Genomic DNA, 24,690 nt, shown 5'->3' on the forward strand with positions numbered 1-24,690 from the left:
GGCCGTCCTGCAACAGGTGGACGTGAAACTGCTGCTCGGCGTCGCACGGGACGCGGACGCGGTCGTCGTGCTGCGCGAGGTCCCGGGCGCCCTGCTGCGGCACGGCACCGCCCTGGCCGATGCGAGGGCGAACTGGCGGCCTCCGCCGTCCTCGACGGGCTCGTGGCCGGGGACGAGCGGACCTTCGACCAGGACCCGATGCTCACCTTCCGGCTGCTCGCCGACATCGCGCTGCGGGCCCTGTCCCCCGCCGTGAACGACCCCGCCACCGCCGTCCAGGCCCTGGACGGCATCGAAGGCCTGCTCGGCCGGTCCGTCAGGGCCCGGGCCGGCCCGCGCCAGGTCACCGACGCGGAAGGTGCCGTACGGCTGGTGGTCCCGCTGCCCGGCTGGGAGGACTTCCTGCGGCGTCTGGGAGTGGACCGCCGACCGGTCCGGTCCGGATGGGGAACACCCCGGAGTCCTCGACGGGCAACATCGGCTTCCGCTGCGCGGGACCGGGCTGACACGCGGTCGCGGTGCGTGCCCCCGGAAATTCCCGTGCCCCGGGGCGCGTTCGCTGCCTAGACTCGCCACACGCGCTGCCGAGGGGGCACCGCGCCGCCTCATGCCGAGCGAAGAGAAAGGGGAGCCGAGCCATGTGCGTTGACCGCACCGCCGCTTTCGCTCCCCGTTCCCGGTACGACGTGATCCCGGTGTCTCGGAGCGTGCGGTGCCGGCCGCGCGGCCGGCACCGTATGCCCGTGACGCACAGCTGAGTTCGCCCTCCCCGTGCGGCCGTCCGGCCGGCGCGGGCGAGGTGCGCGTCCGGGAATCGCGCTGCCCTCTCCCTCGTCATCCGAAAGGCCTCGGGCCATGCGCAGCACCCTTCTCACCGCCGTCCGCAATCTGGGCATCCTCGCCCACGTCGACGCCGGCAAGACCACTATCACCGAACGCATCCTGTATGCGACCGGCGCCGTCCACAAACGCGGCGAGGTCCACGACGGCACGACCGTCACCGACTTCGACGCCCAGGAACGCGATCGCGGCATCACCATCTTCGCCGCGGCCGTCAGCTGTTCCTGGGGTGGACACCGCATCAACCTCATCGACACTCCGGGCCACGTCGACTTCGCCGACGAGGTAGAGCGCTCCCTGCGCGTGCTGGACGGCGCCGTCGCGGTGTTCGACGCCGTCGCCGGAGTGGAACCGCAGAGCGAGTCGGTGTGGCGCCAGGCCGACCGGTACGGCGTGCCGCGGATCGCGTTCGTGAACAAGCTGGACCGGGCGGGCGCCGACCTCGACACGGCCGTCGCCTCGATCCGGGAGCGGCTGGGCACCGTTCCGCTGGTGGTGCAGCTGCCCGTCGGGCGCGAGGACGCCTTCACCGGGGTCGTCGACCTGCTGGGGATGCGCGCACTGCTCTGGAGTGCCGGGTCCGACGCGTACGAGGCCGGTCCCGTCCCCGAGTCGCTGCGGGAGGAGGCCGGACGGCGCCGCCGGGCGCTGGAGGAGGCGGTGGCGGAGCTCCACGCGGAGGCCCTGGAGGAGTTCTGCGCGACGTCGGCGCTGACCGAGCGGACCCTGATCCGCGCGCTGCGGGAGCTGACGCTGCGCGGGGATGCCGTGGTGGTGCTGTGCGGTTCGGCGTACCGCAACCGCGGGATCGAGCCGCTGCTGGACGCCGTACTGGCGTACCTGCCCTCGCCGGCGGACATGCCGCCGGTGCGCGGGACGGTGGCGGGCGGCGCGGAGCAGGAGCGCGCCCCCGACCCGGCGGAGCCGTTCGCGGCCCTCGCCTTCAAGGTGACGGCCACGGCCACCGGCCGGCTCACCTACGTACGGGTCTACGCGGGCACGCTGCGCAAGGGCGAGTCCGTCCTGGATCCGGCGACGGGCCGCACCGAGCGGGTCGGCCGGATCCTGCGGGTCCAGGCGGACCGGCACGAGGAGCGGGAGGAGGCGAGCGCGGGTGACATCGTCGCGGTGATCGGGCTGAAGGCGGCCCGGGCGGGCACGACCCTGTGCGCGCCGGGGGCGCCGCTGGTCCTGGAGCCGCCGTCGGTGGCGGACCCGGTGGTGTCGGTGGCGGTCGAGGCCCGTCGCAGCACGGACACGGGGCGGCTGGCCGCGGCGCTGGCACGGCTGGTCGAGGAGGATCCCTCGCTGGCGGTGCGGTCCGACGCCGAGACCGGTCAGACCGTGCTGTCGGGGATGGGCGAGCTGCACCTGGAGGTCGCGGTGGAGAAGGTCCGCCGCGGTCACGGGGTGGAGGTCGACGTCGGCCGGCCGCAGGTGTCGTACCGGGAGACCGTGGTGCGCGGGGTGACCGGCCTGGTCTACCGGCACGTCAAACAGGACGGTGGCGCCGGGCAGTTCGCGCACGTCGTCCTCGATGTCGAGCCGCTGGGCGAGGCGGGCGGCTTCGAGTTCCGGTCGGTGGTCGTCGGCGGGCGCGTGCCGCAGGAGTACGCGCGTGCCGTGGAGGCCGGCTGCCGGGACGCCCTCGCCGAGGGACCGCTCGGCGGGTACCCGGTGACGGGCGTGCGGGTCACGCTCACGGACGGGGCGACCCACTCCAAGGACTCCTCGGAGCCGGCGTTCCGCGCCGCGGGCCGGTTCGGTCTGCGCGAGGCGCTGCGCGCGAGCACGGTGGAACTGCTGGAGCCGGTCGTGGAGGTGACGGTGAGCGTCCCCGAGGACGCCGTGGGCGGCGTCCTCGGTGACCTCGCGGCACGCCGGGGCCGGGTCTCGGCCTCCACCGCCGGATCCGGGGCCGCGGTGGTGACCGCGGCCGTGCCGCTGGCCGAGCTGTTCGGCTACGCGTCCCGGCTGCGCGGCCGCACGCAGGGCCGTGGCACCTTCACCACCCGGCCGGCCGGTCTGGCACCGGTTCCGGCCTCGGTCGCCGGGGTGGTGCTGACCCGGTAGCCGGCGGCAGCCGCTCGTCCGACCCGCCCGTCCCGGTCCTCGGGACGGGCGGGTCCGGCCGGTGCCCGGGCGTTAGGCTGCGGAGCCCGGGGATCTTCGTACACAGGCAAGGTGAACATGTTCGAGTCGGCGCAGGACAATCCGTACCCTGACACCCACGTCCTCGGTGAGGGGCCCGAGCCGCACCCGCTGCTGAAGCCCGTCCTGCCCCTGATCGGGCGCTGGCACGGGCGGGGGGAGGGCCAGTACCCGACCCTGGAGAGCGACTTCCGGTACGAGCAGGAGGTCACCTTCAGCCACGACGGCCGGCCGTTCCTGCGCTACGAGGCACGCGCGTGGCTGATCGACGGGTCCGGTGCTCCCGTCCGCCCGGCGGGGCGCGAGGCGGGCTGGTGGCGGGTGACGCCCGACGCGACCCTGGAGGTTGTGCTCGCGCACCCGACCGGCATCGTCGAGACGTACGTCGGACGGGTCTCGGACACGGAGATCGAGATCGAGACGAAGGACGTGGCACTCACCCCGCTGGCCAAGGAGGTCACTGGGACGCGGCGCCACTACGCCCTGGGCGAGGGCGAGATGACGGTCACGCACGACATGGCGGCGGTGGGTCAGCCCTTGCAGCACCACCTCACGACCCGGCTGCGCCGGATGCCCGTCTGAGATCACCCGGGTGCCCGGCACGGCCTGCCGGGCACCGCGGCCCGGGGTCTCCATAGTCGTCGCAGGCCGTGACGCGGCGGCCGGGCTGGAGGGAGCGACGATGGTGGATCCGGTACGACGCGCCGCGCTGGCGGCGCTGTCGCTGGCGGCCGCGGGGCTCGCCCCGTGTCCGGTCGCATCGGCGTCGGCGTCAGACCCGGCTGCTGCGGTGCTCGCGGGTCCGCGGCCGCCCGCGGAGCTCCTCGGCGAGGAGATCCGCCGGATCCCCACCTCCCGCGAGGTCGTCGCCCTGACCTTCAACGCCGCCTGGGACGAGAGCGGGATCGACACCGTCCTCGGCGAGCTGCGCCGCCGCAAGCTCTCCGCGACGTTCTTCCCCACGGGCCTGTTCGCCGAGGCGCACCCCGCCGCGGTGCGCGCCATGGGCGCCGCGCACGGCCTGGGCAACCATTCCCACAGCCATCCCTACTTCGACGACCTGAGCACGCAGGAGCGGGCGCAGGAGGTGCGCCGCGCCGATGCGGCGATCCGTGCGGCGTCGGGTGCGGAGCCGCTGCCGTTCTTCCGGTTCCCCTACAGCGCCACCTCCGAGGAATCCGTCGCCGACGTCAACGACCTCGGCTACGCGGCGATCGAGTTCACCACCGACACCAACGGCTACCTCGGCCCGGACGGCGGGATGAGCGTCGACGAGGCGGTCGAGCGGGCCGTGGACGCGCTCGCTCCCGGCGCGATCCTCCAGATGCACGTGGGCAGCACGGGCGACGGTGTCGTCCTCGACGCGCTGGCACTCCCCCGCATCATCGACGCCGTCCAGGACGCGGGCTACGAGGTCATCGACCTGCGCGAACTCCTCACCTCCGCAAGGGCTCGCTGAGTTCGGCCGAGCGGAGGGCGGCGGCGAGCGCCCGGTCATCTCCGACGTCGAGCGCGGTGTCGGTCGGTTTGATCACGTGCTCGTCGCCGTGGGCGAGGGCTCCTCCAGGTGCGACGCGTACAGGTCCACCCGGCCGTCTCAAGACCAGTCGATGTCGGCCAGGCTCTCCAGCGGCGTCCGGTCGTCCAGCGACTCGGGCACCACCAGCGTGTCCGCGTCCGCCATGACGGCGGGGAAGCGGATCCGGGCCCGCTTCTGGACCTCGCCCAGTTTCACCTGGAAGACGCGGAACTCGTCGAGTTCGAGCGATTCGGCCACTGCCAGGCTCTGGGTCAGCAGGAACGCCTTGCACTTGAGCGTTCCGCCCTCGGAGTAGACGAGGACCTTCCAGAACTCCCGCGGCAGCTGGACGCCCCGGAAGACGCTGTCGTCCTCGTGGAAGACCGGGCCGCCGAACACGTTCACCTTGAGGTCGTCGACGTCGACGTCCTCGAAGACGGCGTCCTCCAGCCTTCCCCAGACGCCGTTGCGCGCGCTCTGGTTGAAGTCGTCCATCTGCGGGGTGATGTTGGTGTAGAAGAACGAGTCCTTGTTGGCCTTCTCCGCCTCTGGCAGCGCGCCCCACAGGAGGTCGGCGCGGCGGGCGATGTGGCCCCGGTCGAGCCGGTTGTCCTTGTACAGCTCGTTGCTGACCTGTGCGGTGGCCGGCAGGCGCGGGTCCTTGACGAACTCGATGCCGCTGCGGCTGAGCTTCTTGAGTGTCGCGCCGTCTATGTTCCACGCCACCCAGAAGGCGAAGCGCCGCGGTTTGCTCAGCGCCAGCGAGAAGTGGGTGTACGGGATCACCTCGGACCCGTCGAGGAGGACGGCGTCCGCCTTGATCGACGGATTGAGCTGCGGCGTCCCCACGGGGACGGAGAGGAAGCCCGGGTCGTAGCCCGTCACGGCTTCCAGCGATTCGAGGGCCGGCCGGTCCAGGGTGATCTTCAGCTCCTGGAAGACCGCCTGCGGGAAGCAGGCCAGCGCCCGGTCCTCCGGGTCCGCGTCCCCCTCACCGCCGAAGTGCAGCCCTGCCAGGACGTCTGTGGGCTTGCCGGTGCGCGTGGTGAACATCCACGCCGATCCGGAGTCTCCGGGCAGGCTGATCTCGTCCCCGTCCGGGGGTTTGCCGGGGTCGGGGCTTATCTCGAAGCACTCGATCTCCCGCACCCCGACCGGGGATCCGTAGTCGATGCTGACCTTGGCGAAGGGACGGGTCACGACCCCGTGCGTGACTCCCGTCGTACGCCCGCTCTTGACGACCTTGTCGTCGATCTGCGGTTCGCCCAGCTTCGCCGGCGTGACACCCAGGTCGAGGATGTCCGTGTCGAACTCGCGGTCCGTGAGCGTGGAGACGGCGCAGTCCCCGATCCTGCCGAGGTGGGAGCGGCGCAGGGAGCCGAGGCGGTTCAGGGCGAGGCGGCTGTCGTCGGCCGTCCCGGGCTGCACGACGTCGTCGCCGAGTTTGCCCTTGCGGCCGTTCAGCACGTGCCAGTTGCTCAGCAGGCAGGTGGATCCGTCGTTCTTGTCGAAGACGATGCACCCGAGGGTTCCGGCGGACACCTTGACGTTCCCGACGCTCACACCGGGGCGGACCGGGACGACGCGCTTCTGCCGCTCCGGCGTCTGTTCCTCGGCCACGACGAGGAAGTGCGGCTTGTAGCTGCGCTGCACGACGTCGGTCGGCACCTTGACGCCGCCGCCTATGTCGATGAGCTTCGGTATCGCCACGCTGCTCAGATCGCCCACGAGCTCCGGCCTGACCTTTTGGTCCACCGTGAACTGGAGGGTCAGTTCCTTGCCCCGTTTCCCGTCCTTCTCCTTGTAGCCGATGCCGATCGAGGACACGTTGGGGTCCTTGAGGTAGCCCGACCCGCGGGTACGGATGAACTGCTTCAGCGAAGTGACGAGCTGTTCCTCCCCGTCGGCCGACGTGGCCGCCTTCGGTTTGGCGGACGTACGCTTTTTGGTAGCCATCGGGGGCTCCCTTCGGGCAAGTGACTTCCCCCGAGGTAGTTGAATTCGACGCGAACAGCCTGGGGCTTCCCGCCCATACGTACGATTCCAGCGTACGACCGCGGGGGTCGCCGGGCGCGTCGAGCGCGGGTGGGCCCCCGCGCCGCGGACGGGTTCCGGCCGCCGGTCCGGCTGCCGGCGGGCCGGCTCTGATCGTCGGTCAGGACCGGCCGTCCCACCCCTGCCGGAGGGGCGCCCCGCTTCCGCCGTCGAAGGTGAGCCAGGTGCCGTCTCCGAGCGGACGCGCGACCGCCGGACAGCTCGGGCGCCGCCTCGGCGAGCACGGCGCCGTCCAGTGCGTGCAGGCTCAGGTCGGCTCCGTAGTGCTCGACCGTCAGGAAGCCCGGAATCCCGGGGTGAACGTCCATCAGGATGCGGTCCATGGTCCGGTTGAGGTCCCAACCGGTCAGCGTGCTGCCATCCCAGCGCGCCCAGTGGAGCGGAATGCCGCCCTGACCCATGCCGATGCACAGACCCAGGTGGATGCCGTCCGGGTGGGACAGGTGGTGCGAACCGGAGGCCGCGCTGTCCAGGGGAAGCCGGGCCAGTTCGCGTCCGTCCCCGGCCGGCAAAGAGGAGCCGAAGGGGTGTCCGACTCGGGACCTTGGCCTTCCTTTACCTCTTCTTTGCCTCGTCGAGACTGGTGGCACCTCGGGACGAAGGCGTCCCGCGGAACTCCGGCGCGATGCAGGGAGAGCTCATCGTGGATTACGCACAGACGGCCCCGGCCGTCCTCAAGGCTGTCGGCGGTGAATCCAATGTGGATTCGTTCGCACACTGCGCCACCCGCCTCCGCTTCGTCCTCAAGGACCCCTCGAAAGCGGACAGGGCCACCGCCGAGGCAGCCCCGGGTGTGATCACCGTCGTCGAGAGCGGCGGTCAGTTCCAGGTGGTCATCGGGAACGATGTGGCCAAGGCCCACGGGGAGATCCTCAAGATCTCCGGGCTTGGGGAGCGGTCGGGCGCGGCCAAGGGCGGGAGCAGGGGCGGGGCCCGGCGGAGCGGCAATCCGCTCGCGCGGCTCGTCGACGTCACGAGCAGAACATGATGATCCTGCACGGCGCCGCCATCGGCACCGCCGGGACCGTCTCCGACGACCCGCAGCGCGAGCTGTACCAGCAGAACCACCACATGATGCTGGCCCAGGCCCGGGTGACGAAGCTCTGCCACGACATGCTGCCGCCGCCAAGATCGGGCCCGCGCCGAACATCTCCGTCGTCTACCCGGCGTCCAGCAGGCCCGAGGACGTCCTCGCCGCTTCCGACTACAACGCCATCCGCAACTGGCTGTACCTCGACATGGCGGCGTACGGGACCTACAACCCGACCGCCTGGGCCTGGATGACGGAGAAGGGGATCGCCCCCGAACTCGCCGAAGGCGACCTGGAGACCCTCTCCGCCGCCCGCGCCGACTTCGTCGCGATCAACTACTACACCACCGCCACGGTGGCCGCCCCCCTGGACAACGGCGAGGTGACCTTCGAGGGCGGCGACCAGCAGCTCGCGGTCGGCGAGCCGGGCGTCTTCCGCGCGGTGAGCAACCCGAACCTGGCGACGACCGAGTTCGGCTGGGAGATCGACGCCATCGGCTTCCGGACCACGCTGCGCGACGTGTACGACCGCTACCGGCTGCCGGTCATGGTCACCGAGAACGGCCTCGGGGGCTACGACACGGTCGAGAACGGGGAGATCCACGACGGCTACCGGATCGACTACCTGGCCGAGCACGTCGAGCAGATGCGCCTCGCGGTCACCGACGGGGTCGACGTCATCGGCTACCACCCCTGGTCGGCGATGGACCTGATCTCCACCCACCAGGGCGTGGCCAAGCGGTACGGGTTCATCTACGTGGACCGGGACGAGTTCGACCTCAAGGAGCTGCGGCGCATCCGCAAGGACAGCTTCTTCTGGTACCAGCAGCTCATCAAGTCCAACGGCGAGAGCTGAGACCCCTGCCCGGGTGGCCGGCCCCCTCCAAGCAGGGGGCCGGCCACCCGGGTTCCGCCCTCCCCTTCCCCCCACCGAACTGGAGAGACCAGCCGTGACCGCGTTCCCCTTCCGCCTCATCGCCACCGACCTCGACGGGACCCTCGCCCGCAGCGACCACTCCGTCTCGGCGCGGACCAAGGCCGCCCTGGCCGCCGCGACCGGCGCGGGGGCCCGGCACGTGGTGGTGACGGGGCGGCCCGCGCAGTGGGCCAAGCCGACGCTCGACGAGATCGGCTACCGGGGCCTCGCGGTCTGCGGCCAGGGCGGCCAGCTGTACGACGCGGGCAGCCACACCCTCGTACGCTCCGTGGGGCTCGACCGCGCGGTGGCCGGGGCGGCGGTGGCGAAGGTGGCGGACCGCACCGGCGCGCTGGCGCTCGCCGCGATCCCGGAGCGGCTGGAGGACCCGGTGGTGGCCGGCCCCGGCTTTGAACTGATGCCGCTCGCCGAGGAGATGTCGGAACGGGTCGAGGACGTGGCACGGCTGTGGGACCGCCCGGTGGGCAAGGTGATGCTCCAGCATCCGGAGCTGAGCGACGACGAACTCGCCGACGCCGCCCGGGAGGCGGCCGGTGAGCTCGTCACCGTGGTGATGGCGGGACCGGGGTGCGTGGAACTGCTGCCGCTGGGGCTGTCGAAGGCCACGGGGCTGGCGCTGGCCGCGGAGGCCCTGGGGGCCGACGCGTCGAGCACGATCGCCTTCGGCGACATGCCCAACGACATCCCGATGTTCGCGTGGGCCGGGCACGGGGTGGCCATGGCCAACGCGCACCCGGCGCTGAAGGCGGTGGCGAACGAGGTCACCGCGACCAACGACGAGGACGGGGTCGCGGTGGTGCTGGAGCAGTGCGGGCGGGTGTGAGGGCGGCGGGGGCTGACGGTTACTCACGGGTCGTAACGGCGGGAATTCGGCAGGTAGTAATTGGATGAATCCCTGACTGAATTCCCGTCAACAAGCAAACCCGCTCTATCTCGATTCGATAACGAAAGCCGGGAGAAGGACTGGACCAATCCAATGCGACGCGCGTAACTCGCCTTGTTTAATGGGCAGTTGATTGTTCATCACATTTGAGCATCAGGTAACAGAACGATTTCTTGAGCACCTCTCACCTTTGTCCGAATTCTCCGGCACATTCGTCTGGCAGGCTTCCGCGCACCCAGTCATCCGACCAACGACTTGAGGTGCCCATGACAGGACGACGCAGACGACGCGAACACCGCCGCAAACCCCGGCGGTTGATACTCCTCACCGCCGCCATGGCCGCGGCGGCGGTGATCACCACAGGCATCGCCTACTCCGGACTCGGCGACGGCGCCGAGGCCGCCGCCCCCGGACAGGCCGCGGGCCCCGGTACGGACACGGCCGTGATGGCCGCCGAACCCGCCCGGGACCAGGAGCCGGCCCCGCTGTCCGGCGCTCCCGCCAACGAGAGCGCCCGCGGGATGGTCTACGACGGCCTCCAGGCCGCGCCGAAGGGCGACCGGTGCGTGGGCGTGTACCGCACCCAGGGCGGCCTGTGCACCCACGGCCCCGACGCCCCGCCGCAGGGCGTCGACATCGCCAAGGAGATCCCACCCGCCGTCAAGCAGACGGCCGCGGCCGCCGATCCCTCCCACCCCTCCGTGGAGGACCCGGCCACCACGGAAGGCGGCGGGCGTCCTCAGGACGCGCCCGCCGCCGCCGACGCCGGGTCCGCCAAGGCCAAGGCCGACGCCCCCGCCGCCCCGGCGGGGGGTCAGACCGTCGCCGCCGGACCCGCGGGGCAGACCGTCCAGTGCGACGGCGACGGCAGCACTGGCAACCGGGTCCAGGTCGTGTACGTGCACGCCCCCGGCCGCGACCGGTACGCCGAGTACGCCGCCTCGTTCCGCAAGTGGGCGGCCGACGCCGACCTCATCTACGCGACGAGCGCCCAGGAGACCGGCGGGGTCCGCCACATCCGGTACGTGACGGCCGCCGACTGCACCCCGACGGTGCTGAACATCGAGCTCCCGGCCTCGGCGCTGGCCGAGTTCAGCGCGACGAACTCCGCGCTGGCCGGCAAGGGCCTGGACCGCCGCGACCGCAAGTACATGATCTTCGCCGACGCCCAGGTCTACTGCGGCATCGGCACCTTCAACGGCGACGAGCGCCCCGGCCAGGCGAACCAGAGCAACTTCGGCCCCTCCTACGGGCGTACGGACTCCGGCTGCTGGGGTGGCCACACCGCCGCGCACGAACTCGGCCACAACCTGGGCGCGGTCAACAACAGCGCCCCGAACACCAGCCGCGGCGCGCACTGCACCGACGAGTTCGACGTGATGTGCTACTCCGACACCCCGTACTACCCGCAGATGCGCAACATCTGCACCAACCAGGCGTCGGAGAACATCCTCGACTGCAACCACGACGACTACTTCCACACCAGCCCCAAGGCCGGCAGCTACCTGGCCACGCACTGGAACATCGCCGACAACCAGTTCCTGATGCGCTCCAAGGGCGGCGGCGGAGGCGGCACCGACCCCACCCCCACGCCGACCCCCACCAAGAAGCCCACGTCGAGCCCGACGAAGCAGCCCACCGGGGGCCCGGCGGTGACCGCGGGCCAGATCCGGTCCGACTCCGTGGTGGTCAGCTGGCCGAAGGTCGACGGCGCCGCCTGGTACCAGGTCCTGCTGAACGGCAAGCACCTGACCTGGGTCCAGTCCCAGTCGCTGCGCATCTACAACCTCCGCCCCGACACCGAGTACAAGGTCGCCGTGTCCGTACGCGACGGATCGGGCCGCGACAGCGGACCGGGCAAGACCACCTCCTTCCGCACGGCGTCGGGCACGGGCGGCGGCGGCGCGACCACCACCCCCGGCACGAAGTACACGCTCGGCAACGGCAGCACCGGCATGGCCGCCGAGCTGTGGGGCGGCCGCACCGCCGACGGCACGGTCCTCGTCGGGGCCCGCGCCAACGGGTACGCGCAGCAGCAGTGGTACTTCGACGACGCGGGCGGCGGGCAGGTCCGCATCCGGTCCGCGGTCTCCGGCAAGTGCCTCCAGCCGGGCGGTACCCCGGCCGCGGGCATGTGGGTCGCCCAGGAGCCGTGCGGCGGGAGCGCCGCGCAGGCCTGGCGGGTCACGTCGAAGTCCGGTGCGGTGACGGTCACGGACCCGAGCGGCGGCTTCGCCCTCACCGTGAGCAGCCGCCCCTACTACGGGAACTGGCTGCTCGACCTCCAGCGCGCGGACGGCCGCGCGACCCAGGTCTGGACCCTCCAGAAGGCCGGCTGACGGCCGGTAGCTGATCCACCGCTGCCGTGAAATCCACCCGGCGGACGGCCGCCCCGCGCGGCGGCCGTCCGCCGGACCCCTCTTCCCGAGCGGAGCACCGCGACGATGCGCACGAAGATCGCTTCCCCGACCGTACTGACCGCCCTGGCCGCCGTACTCGGCCTCATGTTCCTGACGCCCGTCGCGGCCCACGCCCACGGGGACACCGTGAAGGTGGTGGTGACCGGGCAACGGGAGGGCCGGGTCACCGCGGACATCACCTGGGAGAACGACGGGGACGCCGTCGAGGAGGCCGTCGCCGCCACCGTGAACGCGACGAACCCGGACGGCTCGCGCACGCTCGGGCCCTGGCGCCTGGTCCGCGACACCGGCGCCTCGCGGGCCGCGTGGACCACGGCGGAGGCTCTGCCGCCGGGCTCCTGGAAGGTCACCGTGGACGTGGGCTTCCCGGCGCTCGGCCACGGCGAACTCGAGGTCGCCGTACCGGTGGTGGACCCGGCGCCGACCACCGGCACCCCTGCCGCCTCCACCGCGCCCCCGGCGGCCACCACCCCGGCCGCGCCCGTCACCGCGCCCGCCCCGACCCCGGAGCCTGGCACCGAAGACACCGGCACCGACAGCGGCCTGTGGTGGACGACGGCCGGCGTGGCGGTACTCGCCCTGGCGGGGGCGGCCACCGGGATCCTGATCCGCCGCAGGCGCAGGCTCCGGCTCAGGTGACCTCGGAGTACAAGCCCAGGTAGCGGTACGCGCCCGACTCGACGCGGTAGAGGTGGGACGTGCGCTTCCTGGGCAGTTCGTGGCTGTCGGCGTCGAAGGCCAGCGGCTTGGCCAGGCCTTCGTGCGCGGTACGGAAGATCCTTCGGGCCAGGCCCGCCCGGTCACGGGCCTCCGCCGCCAGCCCTGTCAGCGCGTCGGCGACCAGGCCCACGCCGTCGTAGGCCTCGGTGGCCCAGCGGGCGGGCGCTTCTCCGTACGCGGCCCGGTGCGCGGACACGAACTCGGCGGCGGCCGGCACGGCCACGGGGTCGGTGAAGAAGGCGCTGAACGCCCAGCCCTCGGCCGCGCCGCCGGCCGACGTCAGGAACTCCGGCTCCATGACGTACTGGATGCCGACCCGGGGGCCCCGGAACCCGGCATCGGTCAGGGCACGGGCCAGGCCGGCCGCGCGCTGCGGAGAGGTGCCCGCGTAGACGACGCCCTCCGCTCCGGCATCGGTCAGCGCGCGTACGACGCCCGCGAAGTCGGAGCCGCCTTCGGGCATCCGGTGGACGCTCACCGAGCCCGCCGCCGGGGGGCTCTGCTGGAGCTCGCGGCTGAGCTGCCAGGCCGCTCCCGCGCCGGCCGCTTCCTCCACGAGCGCCGTGCGGCGCGAGGGCCGCACCACGGTCAGGTAGTGGATCAACGGCTCGGCGAACGCGTCCTCGGCGGGGCGGGTGCCGCAGAGCGTCCGCCATTGGATCCGGGCGTCGCCGGGGCCTGCCACCGACACGAGCAGCTGCGTGAGACCGGCCGCGCTGCTCGCGGCTGCGAGGTCGGGCACGGCGGCCTCCCAGGTGGGCCCGGTGAGGGCGACCACGGCGGGGTCCGCGGCCAGTTCCTTCACCGCCTGCGCGGCGCGCCCCCGGTCGCCGCCGTCGTCGGCGACGCGCAGCGCCAGCCGGAACACGGCGTCCTTGCGGGCGTTGTGCCGGTCGACGGCCAGCCGCATGCCGCGCTCGTGCGCCTGGCCGGTGGCCTTGCCGGGCCCGGTCAGATCGGCCTGGAGGCCGAGGGTGAGGACGGGGAGGTCCCGGTCGGACCCGGCCGGGGTTTTGCCGCCGCCGTTCCCGCGCGTGCTGAACCAGGCGATCGGCGCGCCGGTCACGACCAGGGCCCCGCCCGCCGCGAGGAGCCGCCTGCGGGTGAGGCCGCGCGCCGGGACCTGCGGGGTGTCGATCCGGGTGGGCTCGGGGGCGGGGAGGTCCAGGGCCCGGGTGGAGCGCTCGGCGATGAGCCGGGGCAGCGGGGCCGGCAGCCAGTCCGCGCCGGCGGCCTCCTGCGGAGGGTCTCCGAGGAGGGCGGCGAGTTCCGCGAGCGTCGGCCGGACGTCCGGGTCCTTCGCCAGGCAGGCGCCCACGGCCTCCAGCAACTCTGCCGGGAGCCCGTCCAGTTCGGGCTCGTCGTGGACGGTACGGAAGACCACGGCGGCCGGGTGTCCGCCGCCGAAGGGGCCCCGCGCGGTCCCCGCGTACGCGAGGACGCAGCCGAGGGAGAAGACGTCGCCGGCCGGGCCCGGCGGGGGGCCGCCCGCGCGGGCCAGTTCCGGCGCCAGGTAGCCGGGGGTGCCGACGACCGCGTCGGCGGCCGTCAGGGTGGGCGCGCCGGCCGCGCGTGCGATCCCGAAGTCGATGAGGCGGGGGCCGTCCGGGGCGAGCAGTACGTTGCCCGGCTTGACGTCGCGGTGGACCAGCCCGGCCGCGTGCACCTCGGCGAGGGCCTCGGCGAGCCGCGCGCCCAGGATCCGTACGCTCCGGGCGGGCAGCGGACCGTAGCCGCCCACCGCCTCGGACAGGGCCGGGCCGGGCACGAACGGGGTGGCCAGCCAGGGCTCCCGGGCCTCCGGGTCGGCGGCGACCACCGGGACCACCCAGCGCCCGGTCAGCCCGGCGGCGGCCTCCGCCTCGCGGCGGAACCGGGCGCGGAAGGCGGGGTCCGCGCCGTGGTCGGCGCGGATCACCTTGACCGCGACCAGGTTCCCGGCGGGGGAACGGCCGAGGTAGACGGTGCCCATGCCGCCCGAGCCGAGGCGGCCCAGCAGCCGGTTTCCGCCGATCGCGGCCGGATCGGCGGGCAGGAGGGGGCGCATCCGCCGCTACGTCGCGGTGGGCGCGGTGACCGGGCCCACGTACCGGATCCGGCCGCCGTCCACCTGGTGCACGTAGTACGCGCTGCCCTTCACCTGCTGGTATTTGTCGAAGACGTACTCCTTGGTCAGGCCCTTGAAGGAGCCCTTGGCGAGGGCGGAGAGCAGCTCGGCGCGGGCCGGACGGGCGCCGCCGCCGGCCGCGGTCACGAGCCGGTCGATGACCAGAGCGGTCGCGTCGTAGGCCTCCGCCGTCCAGACCTCGGGCGCCGTGCCGTGGGCTGCCCGGTGCGCGCGGGCCATCTCGGCGACCTCGGGGGCGTCCGGGCCGGTGTACGGGGCGAGGAATTGCCAGCCCTCGGCGGCCGGGCCGGCTGCGGTGAGGAACTCCGGGCCCGCCAGGGTGTAGTCGGCGACGCGGGGCCCCTTGAAGCCCGCGGCGGCAAGCAGCCCGGCGGCCTTGGCGGCGCCCGCTGCGGTGCCGGAGTAGAAGAAGGAGTCGATCCCGTGGGCCAGCATGTCGCCCACGACCGGAGCCAGGTCCGCGGTGCCGCGCGGGACGACGCGTCCGTACAAGGTGGCCTGCGGGGCGACGTAGGCGAGGGTGCGGTTCGCCTGCTGGACTGCCTGCCAGCCCTCCGCGTCGCCTTCGCGGTCGCAGAGGGCACCGAGGCGGCGGACTCCCTGTTTCCCGGCCAACTGGAGGTTGACCGCGGATCCTTGGGCGATGGAGAGGGCGCTGGTCTGGAAGAAGCTGCGCCGGTCGCTGACGCCGAAGGAGGTCGCCAGGGCCGAGACGGTGAGCAGGGGCAGGGCCGCTTCGCCGTACAGCTCCAGGCATGGGGTGACCGCGGCATTGCCGGTCGGGCCGATCACGGCGAGCACGTCGCGGTTGGCGATGAGGCCGGTGGCTGCGGCTGCGGAGCGGTCGGCCCGGCCCGCGTCGTCGGCGGTGGCGACGGTGAGCGTGAAGGGTTTGTCCTTACGGGAGTTGAAGGCGTCGACTGCGAGCCGTACGCCCCGTTCCTGGGCCTGTCCGAGGGCCTTCTGCGGGCCGGAGAGGTCGGCCTGTACGCCGATCACCCACTGCCGGGGCGCGGGCGCCGCCCCCTTCTTCGGCTTGTCGTCCTCGCGCAGCGCCAGCCAGGCGGCCAGGCCGCCGCCCGCCGCGAGCACGGCGCCGCCGGCGGCGAGGCCGAGGAAGCGCCTGCGGGAGGGTGCGGGCTCGGCGCCGGGGGCGGGGGCCGCGTCCGGGTCGGCGACGGTCTCGTCGATGCCGGGCAGGGCGAGCAGGGCGGCGGCCCGCTCGGCGATGGTGGCGACGACCGGATCGGGCAGCCAGGCGGTGCCCTCCCCCGGCGCGTCCTCGGTCAGCGCCTCGTCGAGCTCCTCGGCGGTGGGGCGGATGTCGGGGTGCTTGGCGAGGCAGGTCCGCAGCAGCGCGGCGAGCTCGGGATCCGCGAGGACCTCCGGCCCGAACTCGGGCTCGTCGTGGACGGTGCGGTAGAGCACCGCTTCCACGGTGCCGCTGCCGAAGGGCAGCCGCCCGGTGGCGGCGTAGGCGAGGAGGCAGCCGAGCGCGAAGACGTCGCCGGCCGGTTCGGCGGGGCGGCCCTCGGCCTGCTCGGGCGGGATGAAGCCGGGGGTGCCGAGGACGGCGTCCGCGGAGGTCAGGGCGGTGTGTTCGCCGCCGCGCGCGATCCCGAAGTCGATGAGCCGGGGCCGGTCCATGCCGAGCAGCACGTTGCCGGGTTTGACGTCGCGGTGCACGAGGCCCTGCGCGTGCATCACCCCGAGGGCCTTGGCCATGGCCTTGCCGAGGACCCGTACGGCGCGCAGCGGGAGCGGCCCGTGGGCCGCGACGGCCTCGGCGAGGGAGGGTCCGGCGACGAAGGCGGTGGCCAGCCACGGTTCGTGCGCGTCCGGGTCGGCGCCGGTGATCCGGACGGCCCACGGACTGTCCACTTCGGCGGCGATCTCCGCTTCGCGGCGGAAGCGCGCCCGGAAGTCGGCCTCGTCGGCGTACTCGGCGCGGATCACCTTGACGGCGGCGAGCGCGCCGTCGTCGGTGCGCCCGAGGTAGACGACGCCCATGCCGCCCGCGCCGAGCCGCCCGAGGAGGCGGTAGTCGGCGATCCGCGAGGGGTCCGAGGGGTTCAGCCGCTCCATCAGCCCGCCGCCTTTCCGAGCGCCTGCTTCGCTTGCAGCATCATCCGGGCGGTGCCCTGGACGACGAGCGTGTTCAGCGCCTCGGAGGTGAAGCCCTCCGCGCCCTTGCCCGCCACGGCGATGGTGACCGGCCCGAACTGCCCCTGGGACCAGAGGTAGGGGTGGGGGCCGCCGCCCTCCTTGCTGACGTACTCCCCGGATTCGGTGAAGGCGTCCTCGGTCCAGCCGTTCAGCCCCTGCCCCTGGTAGAGGGAGAATCCGATCAGGCCCTTGAGTTCCTCGCCGGCGCGCAGCCGCTGGTCGGGGCAGCGCAGGATCTCTTCCATGGCGTGGGCGGTCTCCCAGCCGGATTCCTGGCGGTTGCGGTGGACCGTGACGGTCGCGTTAATCCGCACGAGGCCGTGGCCGTCCTTGGCCGGGACCTGGAAGTAGCGGGTGCTGGTGGCGAGCACGTCCTCGGGCAGGCCCGCGGTCTGCCAGACGCAGTCCTCGCCGAGGACGGGCCAGCGCGCCGGATTGCTCTCGAACGGGGTGGCGCGCACCACCTCGGGGCCCAAGGACTCCTGGCCGATGACGATGCGGCCGATGAGCGCGCGGGCCTCGGCGGCCGTCCGGGGCTGCTTGGACTCGTCCAGGTCGGGGACGAGCGGAGCGGCGGCCGTGGCCGACGGCGCGGGTGCGGGCGTGCCGGGCGTACCGGCCGCGGTCGACGCCGTGGCCGACGGGGTCCGCTCGCCGCCGCTCTTCCCGCCGCCCCCGCTGGAACAGCCCGCCAGTGCCAACAAGCCCGCGGCCAGGCACCCGAAAGTGCGCAGCGCGGAGCTGCCTCTTTGTGTCATGTCTCCCCCCACGGCAGCGATCGTACCCAGGCCCGGATCCAATGAACTCCCTTACGTAAAAGGGATCTTGGAGTGGGAGAATGCGGTCCATGCGTATTCGAGCCGCACGCCGGGACGAACTGACCGCCCTCCAGGACATCGAGAGGGCCGCCGGGCTGTGCTTCCGGGACATCGGCATGCCGGAGATCGCCGACGACGAGCCCCTGCCCGTCGAGGAACTCGCCCGTTACCTGACCACCGGGCTGGCCTGGGTCGCGGTCGACGGGGACGATGCCGGGGCCGCGCCCCCGGTCGCGTACCTGATCGCCGACCGCGTGGACGGCGGCCTGCACGTCGAGCAGGTGTCGGTGCGCCCGGACCATGCGCGCCGCGGTATCGGCCGGGCCCTGCTGGAGCATCTCGCGGAGCGGGCCGTACAGGAGGGGGCGCCGGCCCTGACCCTCACCACCTTCACCGAAGTCCCGTGGAACGCCCCGTACTACGAGCGCTGCGGCTTCCGGGCCCTGGAGGACTCCTCGCTCACTCCGGGCCTGCGGGAGATCCGGGCGCGGGAGGCGGAGCACGGCCTGGACCGGTGGCCCAGGGTCTGCATGCGCCGCACGCTGTAGCGAATCCGTAGCAAGGGACCCCCTTCTGGCCTGCGCGGACGGCTCCGCATACTGACGTCGTGAGAGACAACGTCAAGTTCCTGCCCCCGGCCGCGATACCCGAAGAGGGCGCCGGTGACTGGGCCGTCGGCGACGCCCGGGAGTGGTGGGCGGCGCGGACGCCCGGCTTCTTCTCGCCCGCGGTCGGCGGTTGGGTCCTCGCCCCGCTCGTGGTCGCCGGGTCGATCCTGGTCGGCTGGAACGAGCCGGAGGAGGTCGGCCGGGTCGGCACCGATTGGGCCGGTTACTGGGCCGCGATCCTGCTGTTCTGCCTCCCCTTGTGGTTCCGCTTCCTGCCGGCGGCGGCCATGGTGTCCACGGCGGTGGTCGCGGTGACCGCCGGCATCTCCCTGCCCCCGGCTTCCGAAGCGGGTGACACCGCGGGCCTGGTCGGCGCGTGGCTGATCCTCGGATGTTGCGCGTACGCCTTCACCGGGGCGCTGTGGCGCCTCGCCTCCCGCAGCAGGCAGCGCGAACTCGCCCTCGCCGCCGCCGGGAAGACCCGCGTGCCGCTCCCCTCCAAGCTCCCCAGTGCCCACCGTCGGCGCGGCCTGCGGCTGATGCTCATCGGCGGCGGACTGTGCCTGGCCGCCGTCGCTCTGCTCGCCTGGGGCCTGGTCCAGGACCGCGGCGCCCAGGGCGGCGAAGCCCCGTACGACGCCGTCGGCCAGCAGGTCCTCGCCCTGCTGCCGCTCATCCCGGGCACTCCCCTGCTCGGCCGCGGCCTCACCGCGCAGCTGGCCGCCCGGCGGCTGCGCACCCGGCCCCAGCCGGTGCTGCGCGTGGGCGTCCGCGCCCGCTACTCGGGCCGCATGTGGCTGTACCCGGACGCCCGTACCACCGACGCTCCGGCGCTGATCGCCTTCCGGGACCGCGGGGGGAACACCGAGGAGCGGACCAGGACCCTCGTCGGCGGCACCGAGGCCCGGCTGCGCAGCGAGCACCACGACATCGACCCGAAGGCCGAGCCCTTCGAGGCGCTGCTGTACGGCCTGCCGTTCGAGGGCGCCGAGATCGTCCTCGAGTACGCGGCGATCACCGCCGCCACCATCGACGCCGACGTCATGGCGGTCCAGCTGGTTCCCGAGCGCCGCGACAGGCCGGGATCGTGGTGGCCGCGCGAGACCTCGTACCGTGTCAAGGAACGGGAGCGGGAGGCCCGTCGCCGGGAGGAGTGGGCTGCGAGGAGCTCCGATTCGGGCAGCGGGAGTGGGAGCGGCTCGTCCAGCGGCTGCGGCTCGTCCAGCAGCTGTGGCAGCAGTTGTTCCAGCAGCTGCGGGGGCGGGGGCGGCTGCAGCTGAGCCGACGTACGTCAGCGCCCCGGTCTCGTCGCGACGATGGCAGCGAAGGCGACGGGCCGCTCGGGGGTGAGGGTCTCCGTCCGGGAGAACACGGACTTCGCGAGCCGGTCGGCCGACTCCTCGAGCTCGTCCGGGGAGGTGATCAGGGCGATGCCTCCCCGGGGCGCGAGCAGGGTGTCGAGGTCGGGCAGCAGCCGCTCGAGGTCCGTCCGCCGGACGGCGCCGCCGATGACGCCCAGGTCGATGCGCGGCAGGCAGAGGCGGGTGACGGCGGAGGCGTCGCCCGCCAGCCAGGAGAGGTTCGGACATCCGCGTTCCTCGGCGAGCCGGCCCCCCTCCGCGAGCACGGCCGGATCCGGGTGGACGGCGTAGACGTGGTCGACCACCGCGGCCAGTGACAGCGCGAGCGCGCCGGGCCGGGGGCCTGGGCCGTCCGAGCCGGCGGAGCCCTCGCCCAGCTCCAGTACGGTCTGCGATCCGTCGAAGACGAACCTGTCCGCGAGCAGCGCGTGGAGCTCCGCCTCGTACGGCTTGCGGTGACGGTCGTCGGACGCGAAGGGCGTGGTCATGGGGTCCTCCTTGGCCGGGGTTGTGTCCGCCGATCGTGGATCAGAAGCGGGCCGACGGTGGAGGTTGACACCGGATGTCCCCCATATTGATTCCGCGTGAACGCACGGGATGGACGACGCCCGCCGGGTCACGGTCGGAGCGGGACCCGGCCGAGGAATTCGCGGATGAGGGCGGCGATCTCGGGTCCGTGGGTCTCCAGAGCGAAGTGGCCGGCGTCCAGCAGGTGGATCTCGGCGTCGGGCAGGTCGCGGGCGAAGGCCTCGGCGCCGGCCGCTCCGAAGATCTCGTCGTTCTTGCCCCAGGTGACGAGCAGCGGGGGGCGGTGGGTGCGGAAGTACTCCTGGAAGGCCGGGTAGCCGTCGAGGTTGAACTGGTAGTCCCAGAAGAGCTGGAGCTGGATCTCCTTGTTCCCGGGGCGGTCGAGGTAGGCCTGGTCGAGGGTCCAGGTGTCCGGGCTGATCCGGTCGAGGCGGTCGGCGGGGACGCCGTGGGTGTACTGCCACTGGGTGGCCCGGGCCGTCAGCAGCTCCCGGACGTCCGCCTCGTGGGGCGCGCGGTCCTTGGCGTGCGCGAACAGGACGTCCCAGAAGGGGGTGAAGCCCTCGACGTAGGCGTTGCCGCTCTGGCTGACGATCGCGGTCACCCGCTCCGGGTTGCGGCTGGCGATGCGCAGTCCAATCGGGGCGCCGTAGTCCTGGATGTACAGCGCGAACCGCTCGACGCCGAGGGTGTCGAGCAGCGCCAGGGTGATGTCGGTCAGGTTCTCGAAGCTGTACGGGAACTCCTCGACCGGCGGGGTGGCCGACTGGCCGAACCCGACGTGGTCGGGTGCGATCAGGTGGTAGGAGTCGGCGAGTTCGCGGATCAGGTTGCGGAACATCGCGGAGCTGCTGGGGAAGCCGTGCAGGAGGACGAGGGTGGGATTGGCCGGGTCGCCGGCCTCCCGGTAGAAGACCGGCAGGCCCTTGATCTCGATGGTGTGGTGGCGTACCCGGGTGGTGTTCGGGGTGTCGCTGGACATCTGTTCCTCCGAAGGGTGCGTGGTGGGTGACGGCGCTGTCGGCGGTGGGGGTCAGATCTCCTCGGCCACGCCCGGCGTCAGCCGGCGCAGGCGGCCGGCGAGGTCGGGGGCGGCGAAGGCCTCCTCGATGCGGGCCGGGTCCTCGGTGAAGTGCTCCCAGGACTCGAAGTGCAGGGGGATCACGGTGCGGGCGCCGAGGGTGCGGGCGAGTTCGGCGCCCTCGGCGGCGCTGAGCGAGAAGGCCTTGTCCCCACTGGTGGGGAAGTGGGCGTCGCCGAGGTGCAGGAAGGCCGTGTCGACGGCGAAGCGTTCGCCGATCTCGTCGAGCGCGTCGTGGCGGACGGTGTCGCCGGAGATGTAGAGGGTGCCGCCGTCGTACTGGACCACGAAACCGGTGACGGTCCCGGTCGCCCCCTCGGTGCCGGGCGGCCCGTGGCGGGCCGGGGTCGCCGTCACGTGCACGGTCGTGCCGCCGACGGTGACCTTCCGGCTCTCCCAGGGCGCCAGCCCCTCCACGTCGCTGCCGAGCCGGCCGGCCGCTTCGGGCGTGGTGAGTACCCGGCCGGCGCCGGCGAGGACCTCGCGGCCCGATACGTCGAGGTTGTCGGCGTGCTGGTCGTGGGAGAGCAGTACGAGGTCGACGGGCGGGAGGTCGGCGGCCGCGAGGGCGGCTCCGGCGGTGCGGCGCAGCGGTCGCGCGGCCGGGTACTGGGTCGCGGATTGGTCGAGGGCCGGGTCGGTGAGGACGGTCAGCTCGCCGATGCGCAGCAGGACGGTGGCGGTGCCGAGGTGGGTCGCGGTGATCGAGGAGGACATGGCTGGCGCTCCGAGGGTGAGGCGATCTCGATGCACCAAAACTAAACCGATCAGTTCACTTCGTCAACTGAACAGTTCAGTATTGACAATGAACCGAATGGTGTAGTTCATTGGGGAGGGCGCGTCTCTACCGAACCGTTCAGTTCATATACTGAGACCCCCCACCCAACCGAAGGACACCCATGGACGCCGACGCCACGAACCCCACGGACGCATACGGCATCCCGATCATTCCGGACCCCTCCGACAACGCCCAGCGCAAGCGTCAGGCGATCATCGACGCGGCCGTCGCGGAGTTCCTCGCCGAGGGGTACTCGGCCGCCTCGATGGACACGATCACCAGCCGCTCCGGCGTGTCCAAGGCGACGATCTACAAGCACTTCGGCAACAAGGAGCGGCTCTTCCTCGCCGTCATCGCCGGCATACTGCCCGAGACGTACGCCGGCCTGGAGCCCTGCAACTCCACCCTCACGCAGGCCCCCGACCTGCGGGCCGCCCTGATCGGCCTGACCTCCGACTTCGCGACCGTGCTGCTGCGCCCCGACATCATGTCCCTGCGCCGCCTGGTCATCGGCGAGATCGACCGCTTCCCGCAGCTCGGCCGGCTCTGGTACCGCGTCACGTACGACATGAACAACGGGCCGCTGACGCAGGCCATCGCCGAGCTGGGCGAACTCGGGAGGCTCGACGCCCCCGATCCCGCACTCGCCGCCCAGCAGCTCCTCGGCGCCACCGTCGGCATCCTCCAGCTGGTCCGCACGTTCGCCCCCGACTCCGAGATCGACCACGCGGAGCTCACCCGCGTGGTCACCTCGGGCGTCGACCTCTTCCTGGCGCGCTACGCCGTACCGCCCACCTCGTAGGCGTCCATCGGCAGCAGCCGGGGCCGCTTGGCCGTGCGGCCGTCGCCGGAGGAGCGGCCGCGCAGGCGGCGGCCGAGCCAGGGGCCGAGGAAGCCGCCCAGCCAGCGCACTTCGGCCACCGCCGTGCGCATCCCCGAGGCCTGCGGGAGGGGCGGCAGGGGGTCGGCCCAGCCGGCGTCGCTGCCGGGCAGCCCGAGCGCGTGGGCCATGGCGGCGGCGATCCGCTCGTGGCCGAGCGGGCTCGCATGGAGCCGGTCGACCGCCCACAGCCGCGGGTCGGTGGAGACGGCCTCCCGGCCGGTCTCCGCGACGGTCACCCCGTGCCGGGCAGCCGCGGCGCGGATGCGGTCGTTGAGCTCGGACACCCGGGGGCGCAGGGGCCGGGCGAGGGGCGCGATCTTCCCGATGTCGGGGAAGGTCGCGGTCACCACGTCGGCGCCGGCCGCCGTCAGCGCGGCGAACATCTCCTCCATGTGCCCGACCGTCACCGCGGCGTCGAACGAGGGCCGCAGCAGGTCGTTGACCCCGGCGACCACGCTGGCCAGGTCGGGGCGCATGGCCAGCGCCGGTGCCAGCTGTTCGGCGTGGATCTGGGCGGCGACGCGTCCGCGTACGGCCAGGTTGGCGTACTGGAGCCGGGGTTCGGCGGCCGCGAGGTGCTCGGCGAGCCGGTCTGCGAAGCCCCGGTGGCCGACGGTGTCGTCGCCGTCGCCGAGCCCTTCGGTCTGGCTGTCGCCCAGGGCGACGTATCGCAGGTACTCACCGTTCGGCACGGGCCGCCCGCCTTTCCTTCAGTACGGACATGGCGCGCAGGCACCAGTCCCGGTGGCCCTGTTCGAAGGCCACGCCGCGCAGGGCCGTCAGGTATCCGCCTACTCCCTCGCCGCGGAGCAGGAACTCCTCCTCGTCCATGTCGCCGCGGATCCGGCCCAGCAGCTCGCCGAGGTCCTCGATCCTGGCTTCGGCCTCGGCCGCGCGCTCTTCGAGCTGCTTGATGACGGGCTCCGTGTCGATGCCGTCGGCGGCCTGGACCATGACGAGGAGGTCGTCGCGGATGACCGACGGCTTCAAGCGGCCCTCGGCGAACGCCTCCAGCTCGGCCCGGCCCGCGTCGGTGACGTGGAACAGCCGCTTGTTGGGCCGCGACTCCTGGACCACCTCGCGCCCGGCCACGAGGCCCTGCTGCTCCAGCTTGGCCAGCTCCGCATAGAGCTGCTGGGGCGACGCGTACCAGAAGTTCGCGACACCGAGGTCGAACACCTTCGTCAACTGGTAGCCGCTGTACTCGCCTTCCAGCAGCGCCGCCAGCACGGCATGTCTCAACGCCATGGAAGCAGCCCCCCTTCCCTTTTCCCGTTCTCCTCTGCATCCTACTCATGAACATGATTACTCATATTCATGAGTAGGTAGTTCTTGGGCACGAGGAGGGGTCATGGAGACGGCCGAACGCTTCCGCACCGCGGTGGAGAAGCGCGATCTGACCGCGCTGGACGAGCTGTTCACCGACGACATCCGGCTGTACAGCCCGGTCAAGTTCAGGCCCTTCGAGGGCAAGCCGATGGTGCTGGGCCTCTTCGGCGTGCTGCTGCGCACCTTCGAGGACCTGCGGTACGTGGGCCACTTCGAGGGAACGGCGCAGACCAGCGGGGACGGGGCCGAGGCCCCGTCGGCGATCCTGCCCTTCCGGGCCACCGTGCGGGGCAAGGAGGTGCACGGGATCGACCTGCTGCAGTTCGACGGGGAGGGCCGCGTAAAGGAGTTCACGGTGATGGTCCGCCCGCAGTCCGCGGTGCGCGTCCTGGGCGAGGCCGTCCTGGCCGGCCTGATCGCCGACGGACTCGTCCCCGATCCCGCCGGCGCCTGAC

22 protein-coding genes are annotated in these 24,690 nt (G+C 72.7%); 13 read left to right on the plus strand and 9 right to left on the minus strand.

Annotation, left to right across the window (positions count from 1 at the left end; all coding sequences use genetic code 11):
- The first annotated feature begins 162 nt into the window (after positions 1–162).
- The 4 genes from AB0O21_RS07690 (at position 163) to AB0O21_RS07705 (ending at position 4,450) form a co-directional block, all read left to right on the plus strand.
- Complete coding sequence (locus AB0O21_RS07690) at positions 163–567, plus strand: DUF2254 family protein (RefSeq protein ID WP_365167494.1); 405 nt, start codon at positions 163–165, stop codon at positions 565–567.
- A gap of 288 nt (positions 568–855) precedes the next feature.
- Positions 856–2,913, plus strand: coding sequence for an elongation factor G (fusA, locus tag AB0O21_RS07695; RefSeq protein WP_365167496.1), 2,058 nt, complete (start codon positions 856–858; stop codon positions 2,911–2,913).
- A 117-nt stretch (positions 2,914–3,030) separates the two neighbouring features.
- Positions 3,031–3,573, plus strand: coding sequence for an FABP family protein (locus tag AB0O21_RS07700; protein WP_365167760.1), 543 nt, complete (start codon positions 3,031–3,033; stop codon positions 3,571–3,573).
- A gap of 100 nt (positions 3,574–3,673) precedes the next feature.
- Complete coding sequence (locus tag AB0O21_RS07705) at positions 3,674–4,450, plus strand: polysaccharide deacetylase family protein (protein ID WP_365167498.1); 777 nt, start codon at positions 3,674–3,676, stop codon at positions 4,448–4,450.
- A 138-nt stretch (positions 4,451–4,588) separates the two neighbouring features.
- On the opposite strand, the gene AB0O21_RS07710 is transcribed toward AB0O21_RS07705, so the two are convergent.
- A complete protein-coding gene (locus AB0O21_RS07710; RefSeq protein WP_365167500.1) occupies positions 4,589–6,466 on the minus strand; it encodes a DNA/RNA non-specific endonuclease in 1,878 nt (625 codons plus the stop codon).
- Between the two features lie 643 nt (positions 6,467–7,109).
- Here AB0O21_RS07710 and AB0O21_RS07715 point away from each other — a divergent pair.
- The 5 genes from AB0O21_RS07715 (at position 7,110) to AB0O21_RS07735 (ending at position 12,474) form a co-directional block, all read left to right on the plus strand.
- Positions 7,110–7,553 (plus strand): PTS transporter subunit EIIB, encoded by a 444-nt coding sequence (locus tag AB0O21_RS07715; protein ID WP_365167502.1) that lies wholly within the window; start codon positions 7,110–7,112, stop codon positions 7,551–7,553.
- Positions 7,453–8,451, plus strand: a complete 999-nt coding sequence (locus tag AB0O21_RS07720) for a family 1 glycosylhydrolase (RefSeq protein ID WP_365167505.1) — start codon at positions 7,453–7,455, stop codon at positions 8,449–8,451. Before AB0O21_RS07715 ends, AB0O21_RS07720 begins: the two co-directional genes overlap by 101 nt.
- A gap of 94 nt (positions 8,452–8,545) precedes the next feature.
- Complete coding sequence (locus tag AB0O21_RS07725) at positions 8,546–9,355, plus strand: Cof-type HAD-IIB family hydrolase (protein ID WP_365167507.1); 810 nt, start codon at positions 8,546–8,548, stop codon at positions 9,353–9,355.
- 326 nt (positions 9,356–9,681) lie between these two features.
- A complete protein-coding gene (locus AB0O21_RS07730) occupies positions 9,682–11,754 on the plus strand; it encodes an RICIN domain-containing protein (protein WP_365167509.1) in 2,073 nt (690 codons plus the stop codon).
- A gap of 105 nt (positions 11,755–11,859) precedes the next feature.
- Positions 11,860–12,474 (plus strand): LPXTG cell wall anchor domain-containing protein, encoded by a 615-nt coding sequence (locus AB0O21_RS07735; protein ID WP_365167511.1) that lies wholly within the window; start codon positions 11,860–11,862, stop codon positions 12,472–12,474.
- On the opposite strand, the gene AB0O21_RS07740 is transcribed toward AB0O21_RS07735, so the two are convergent.
- The 3 genes from AB0O21_RS07740 to AB0O21_RS07750 are packed head-to-tail and all read right to left on the minus strand — an operon-like array spanning position 12,467 to position 17,607.
- The gene (locus AB0O21_RS07740; RefSeq protein ID WP_365167513.1) at positions 12,467–14,602 is read right to left on the minus strand and encodes a bifunctional serine/threonine-protein kinase/ABC transporter substrate-binding protein; all 2,136 of its coding nucleotides are present in this window, start codon (positions 14,600–14,602) and stop codon (positions 12,467–12,469) included. The genes AB0O21_RS07735 and AB0O21_RS07740 overlap by 8 nt on opposite strands.
- A gap of 6 nt (positions 14,603–14,608) precedes the next feature.
- Positions 14,609–16,768, minus strand: coding sequence for a bifunctional serine/threonine-protein kinase/ABC transporter substrate-binding protein (locus tag AB0O21_RS07745; RefSeq protein ID WP_365167515.1), 2,160 nt, complete (start codon positions 16,766–16,768; stop codon positions 14,609–14,611).
- The gene (locus AB0O21_RS07750; protein ID WP_365167517.1) at positions 16,768–17,607 is read right to left on the minus strand and encodes a hypothetical protein; all 840 of its coding nucleotides are present in this window, start codon (positions 17,605–17,607) and stop codon (positions 16,768–16,770) included. Before AB0O21_RS07750 ends, AB0O21_RS07745 begins: the two co-directional genes overlap by 1 nt.
- A gap of 89 nt (positions 17,608–17,696) precedes the next feature.
- On the opposite strand from AB0O21_RS07750, the gene AB0O21_RS07755 reads away from it, so the two are divergent.
- Positions 17,697–18,215: a GNAT family N-acetyltransferase gene (locus AB0O21_RS07755; RefSeq protein WP_365167520.1), complete on the plus strand. Its 519-nt coding sequence runs from the start codon at positions 17,697–17,699 to the stop codon at positions 18,213–18,215.
- A 59-nt stretch (positions 18,216–18,274) separates the two neighbouring features.
- The gene (locus AB0O21_RS07760) at positions 18,275–19,555 is read left to right on the plus strand and encodes a hypothetical protein (protein ID WP_365167523.1); all 1,281 of its coding nucleotides are present in this window, start codon (positions 18,275–18,277) and stop codon (positions 19,553–19,555) included.
- Positions 19,556–19,566: 11 nt separating this feature from the next.
- Here the strand turns inward: AB0O21_RS07760 and AB0O21_RS07765 are convergent, their stop codons facing one another.
- The 3 genes from AB0O21_RS07765 to AB0O21_RS07775 form a co-directional block, all read right to left on the minus strand.
- Complete coding sequence (locus tag AB0O21_RS07765) at positions 19,567–20,124, minus strand: hypothetical protein (protein WP_365167525.1); 558 nt, start codon at positions 20,122–20,124, stop codon at positions 19,567–19,569.
- Positions 20,125–20,252: 128 nt separating this feature from the next.
- Positions 20,253–21,146, minus strand: coding sequence for an alpha/beta hydrolase (locus AB0O21_RS07770; protein ID WP_365167527.1), 894 nt, complete (start codon positions 21,144–21,146; stop codon positions 20,253–20,255).
- A 51-nt stretch (positions 21,147–21,197) separates the two neighbouring features.
- Positions 21,198–21,962, minus strand: coding sequence for an MBL fold metallo-hydrolase (locus AB0O21_RS07775; protein WP_365167530.1), 765 nt, complete (start codon positions 21,960–21,962; stop codon positions 21,198–21,200).
- A gap of 182 nt (positions 21,963–22,144) precedes the next feature.
- Between AB0O21_RS07775 and AB0O21_RS07780 the strand changes: the two genes are divergently transcribed.
- Positions 22,145–22,825, plus strand: coding sequence for a TetR/AcrR family transcriptional regulator (locus AB0O21_RS07780; RefSeq protein WP_365167532.1), 681 nt, complete (start codon positions 22,145–22,147; stop codon positions 22,823–22,825).
- On the opposite strand, the gene AB0O21_RS07785 is transcribed toward AB0O21_RS07780, so the two are convergent.
- Both AB0O21_RS07785 and AB0O21_RS07790 read right to left on the minus strand, forming a co-directional pair.
- Positions 22,801–23,598 (minus strand): SGNH/GDSL hydrolase family protein, encoded by a 798-nt coding sequence (locus AB0O21_RS07785; RefSeq protein ID WP_365167534.1) that lies wholly within the window; start codon positions 23,596–23,598, stop codon positions 22,801–22,803. The genes AB0O21_RS07780 and AB0O21_RS07785 overlap by 25 nt on opposite strands.
- Positions 23,585–24,154: a PadR family transcriptional regulator gene (locus AB0O21_RS07790; RefSeq protein WP_365167536.1), complete on the minus strand. Its 570-nt coding sequence runs from the start codon at positions 24,152–24,154 to the stop codon at positions 23,585–23,587. Before AB0O21_RS07790 ends, AB0O21_RS07785 begins: the two co-directional genes overlap by 14 nt.
- 103 nt (positions 24,155–24,257) lie before the next feature.
- Here AB0O21_RS07790 and AB0O21_RS07795 point away from each other — a divergent pair, with 103 nt between their 5' ends.
- On the plus strand, positions 24,258–24,689 hold the full coding sequence (locus tag AB0O21_RS07795; protein ID WP_365167538.1) for a nuclear transport factor 2 family protein: 432 nt from the start codon (positions 24,258–24,260) through the stop codon (positions 24,687–24,689).
- Position 24,690 lies beyond the last annotated feature (1 nt).

Source organism: Streptomyces sp. NPDC091371 (assembly GCF_040684275.1).
In the GTDB taxonomy this organism is placed as follows: domain Bacteria; phylum Actinomycetota; class Actinomycetes; order Streptomycetales; family Streptomycetaceae; genus Streptomyces.

Coding starts and splice junctions, on each gene's coding strand:
- fusA (WP_365167496.1), top strand. CDS start 856: ATGCGCAGCACCCTTCTCACCGCCGTCCGCAATCTGGGCATCCTCGCC.
- AB0O21_RS07700 (WP_365167760.1), top strand. CDS start 3,031: ATGTTCGAGTCGGCGCAGGACAATCCGTACCCTGACACCCACGTCCTC.
- AB0O21_RS07705 (WP_365167498.1), top strand. CDS start 3,674: ATGGTGGATCCGGTACGACGCGCCGCGCTGGCGGCGCTGTCGCTGGCG.
- AB0O21_RS07710 (WP_365167500.1), bottom strand. CDS start 6,466: ATGGCTACCAAAAAGCGTACGTCCGCCAAACCGAAGGCGGCCACGTCG.
- AB0O21_RS07730 (WP_365167509.1), top strand. CDS start 9,682: ATGACAGGACGACGCAGACGACGCGAACACCGCCGCAAACCCCGGCGG.
- AB0O21_RS07735 (WP_365167511.1), top strand. CDS start 11,860: ATGCGCACGAAGATCGCTTCCCCGACCGTACTGACCGCCCTGGCCGCC.
- AB0O21_RS07740 (WP_365167513.1), bottom strand. CDS start 14,602: ATGCGCCCCCTCCTGCCCGCCGATCCGGCCGCGATCGGCGGAAACCGG.
- AB0O21_RS07745 (WP_365167515.1), bottom strand. CDS start 16,768: ATGGAGCGGCTGAACCCCTCGGACCCCTCGCGGATCGCCGACTACCGC.
- AB0O21_RS07750 (WP_365167517.1), bottom strand. CDS start 17,607: ATGACACAAAGAGGCAGCTCCGCGCTGCGCACTTTCGGGTGCCTGGCC.
- AB0O21_RS07755 (WP_365167520.1), top strand. CDS start 17,697: ATGCGTATTCGAGCCGCACGCCGGGACGAACTGACCGCCCTCCAGGAC.
- AB0O21_RS07765 (WP_365167525.1), bottom strand. CDS start 20,124: ATGACCACGCCCTTCGCGTCCGACGACCGTCACCGCAAGCCGTACGAG.
- AB0O21_RS07770 (WP_365167527.1), bottom strand. CDS start 21,146: ATGTCCAGCGACACCCCGAACACCACCCGGGTACGCCACCACACCATC.
- AB0O21_RS07775 (WP_365167530.1), bottom strand. CDS start 21,962: ATGTCCTCCTCGATCACCGCGACCCACCTCGGCACCGCCACCGTCCTG.
- AB0O21_RS07780 (WP_365167532.1), top strand. CDS start 22,145: ATGGACGCCGACGCCACGAACCCCACGGACGCATACGGCATCCCGATC.
- AB0O21_RS07790 (WP_365167536.1), bottom strand. CDS start 24,154: ATGGCGTTGAGACATGCCGTGCTGGCGGCGCTGCTGGAAGGCGAGTAC.
- AB0O21_RS07795 (WP_365167538.1), top strand. CDS start 24,258: ATGGAGACGGCCGAACGCTTCCGCACCGCGGTGGAGAAGCGCGATCTG.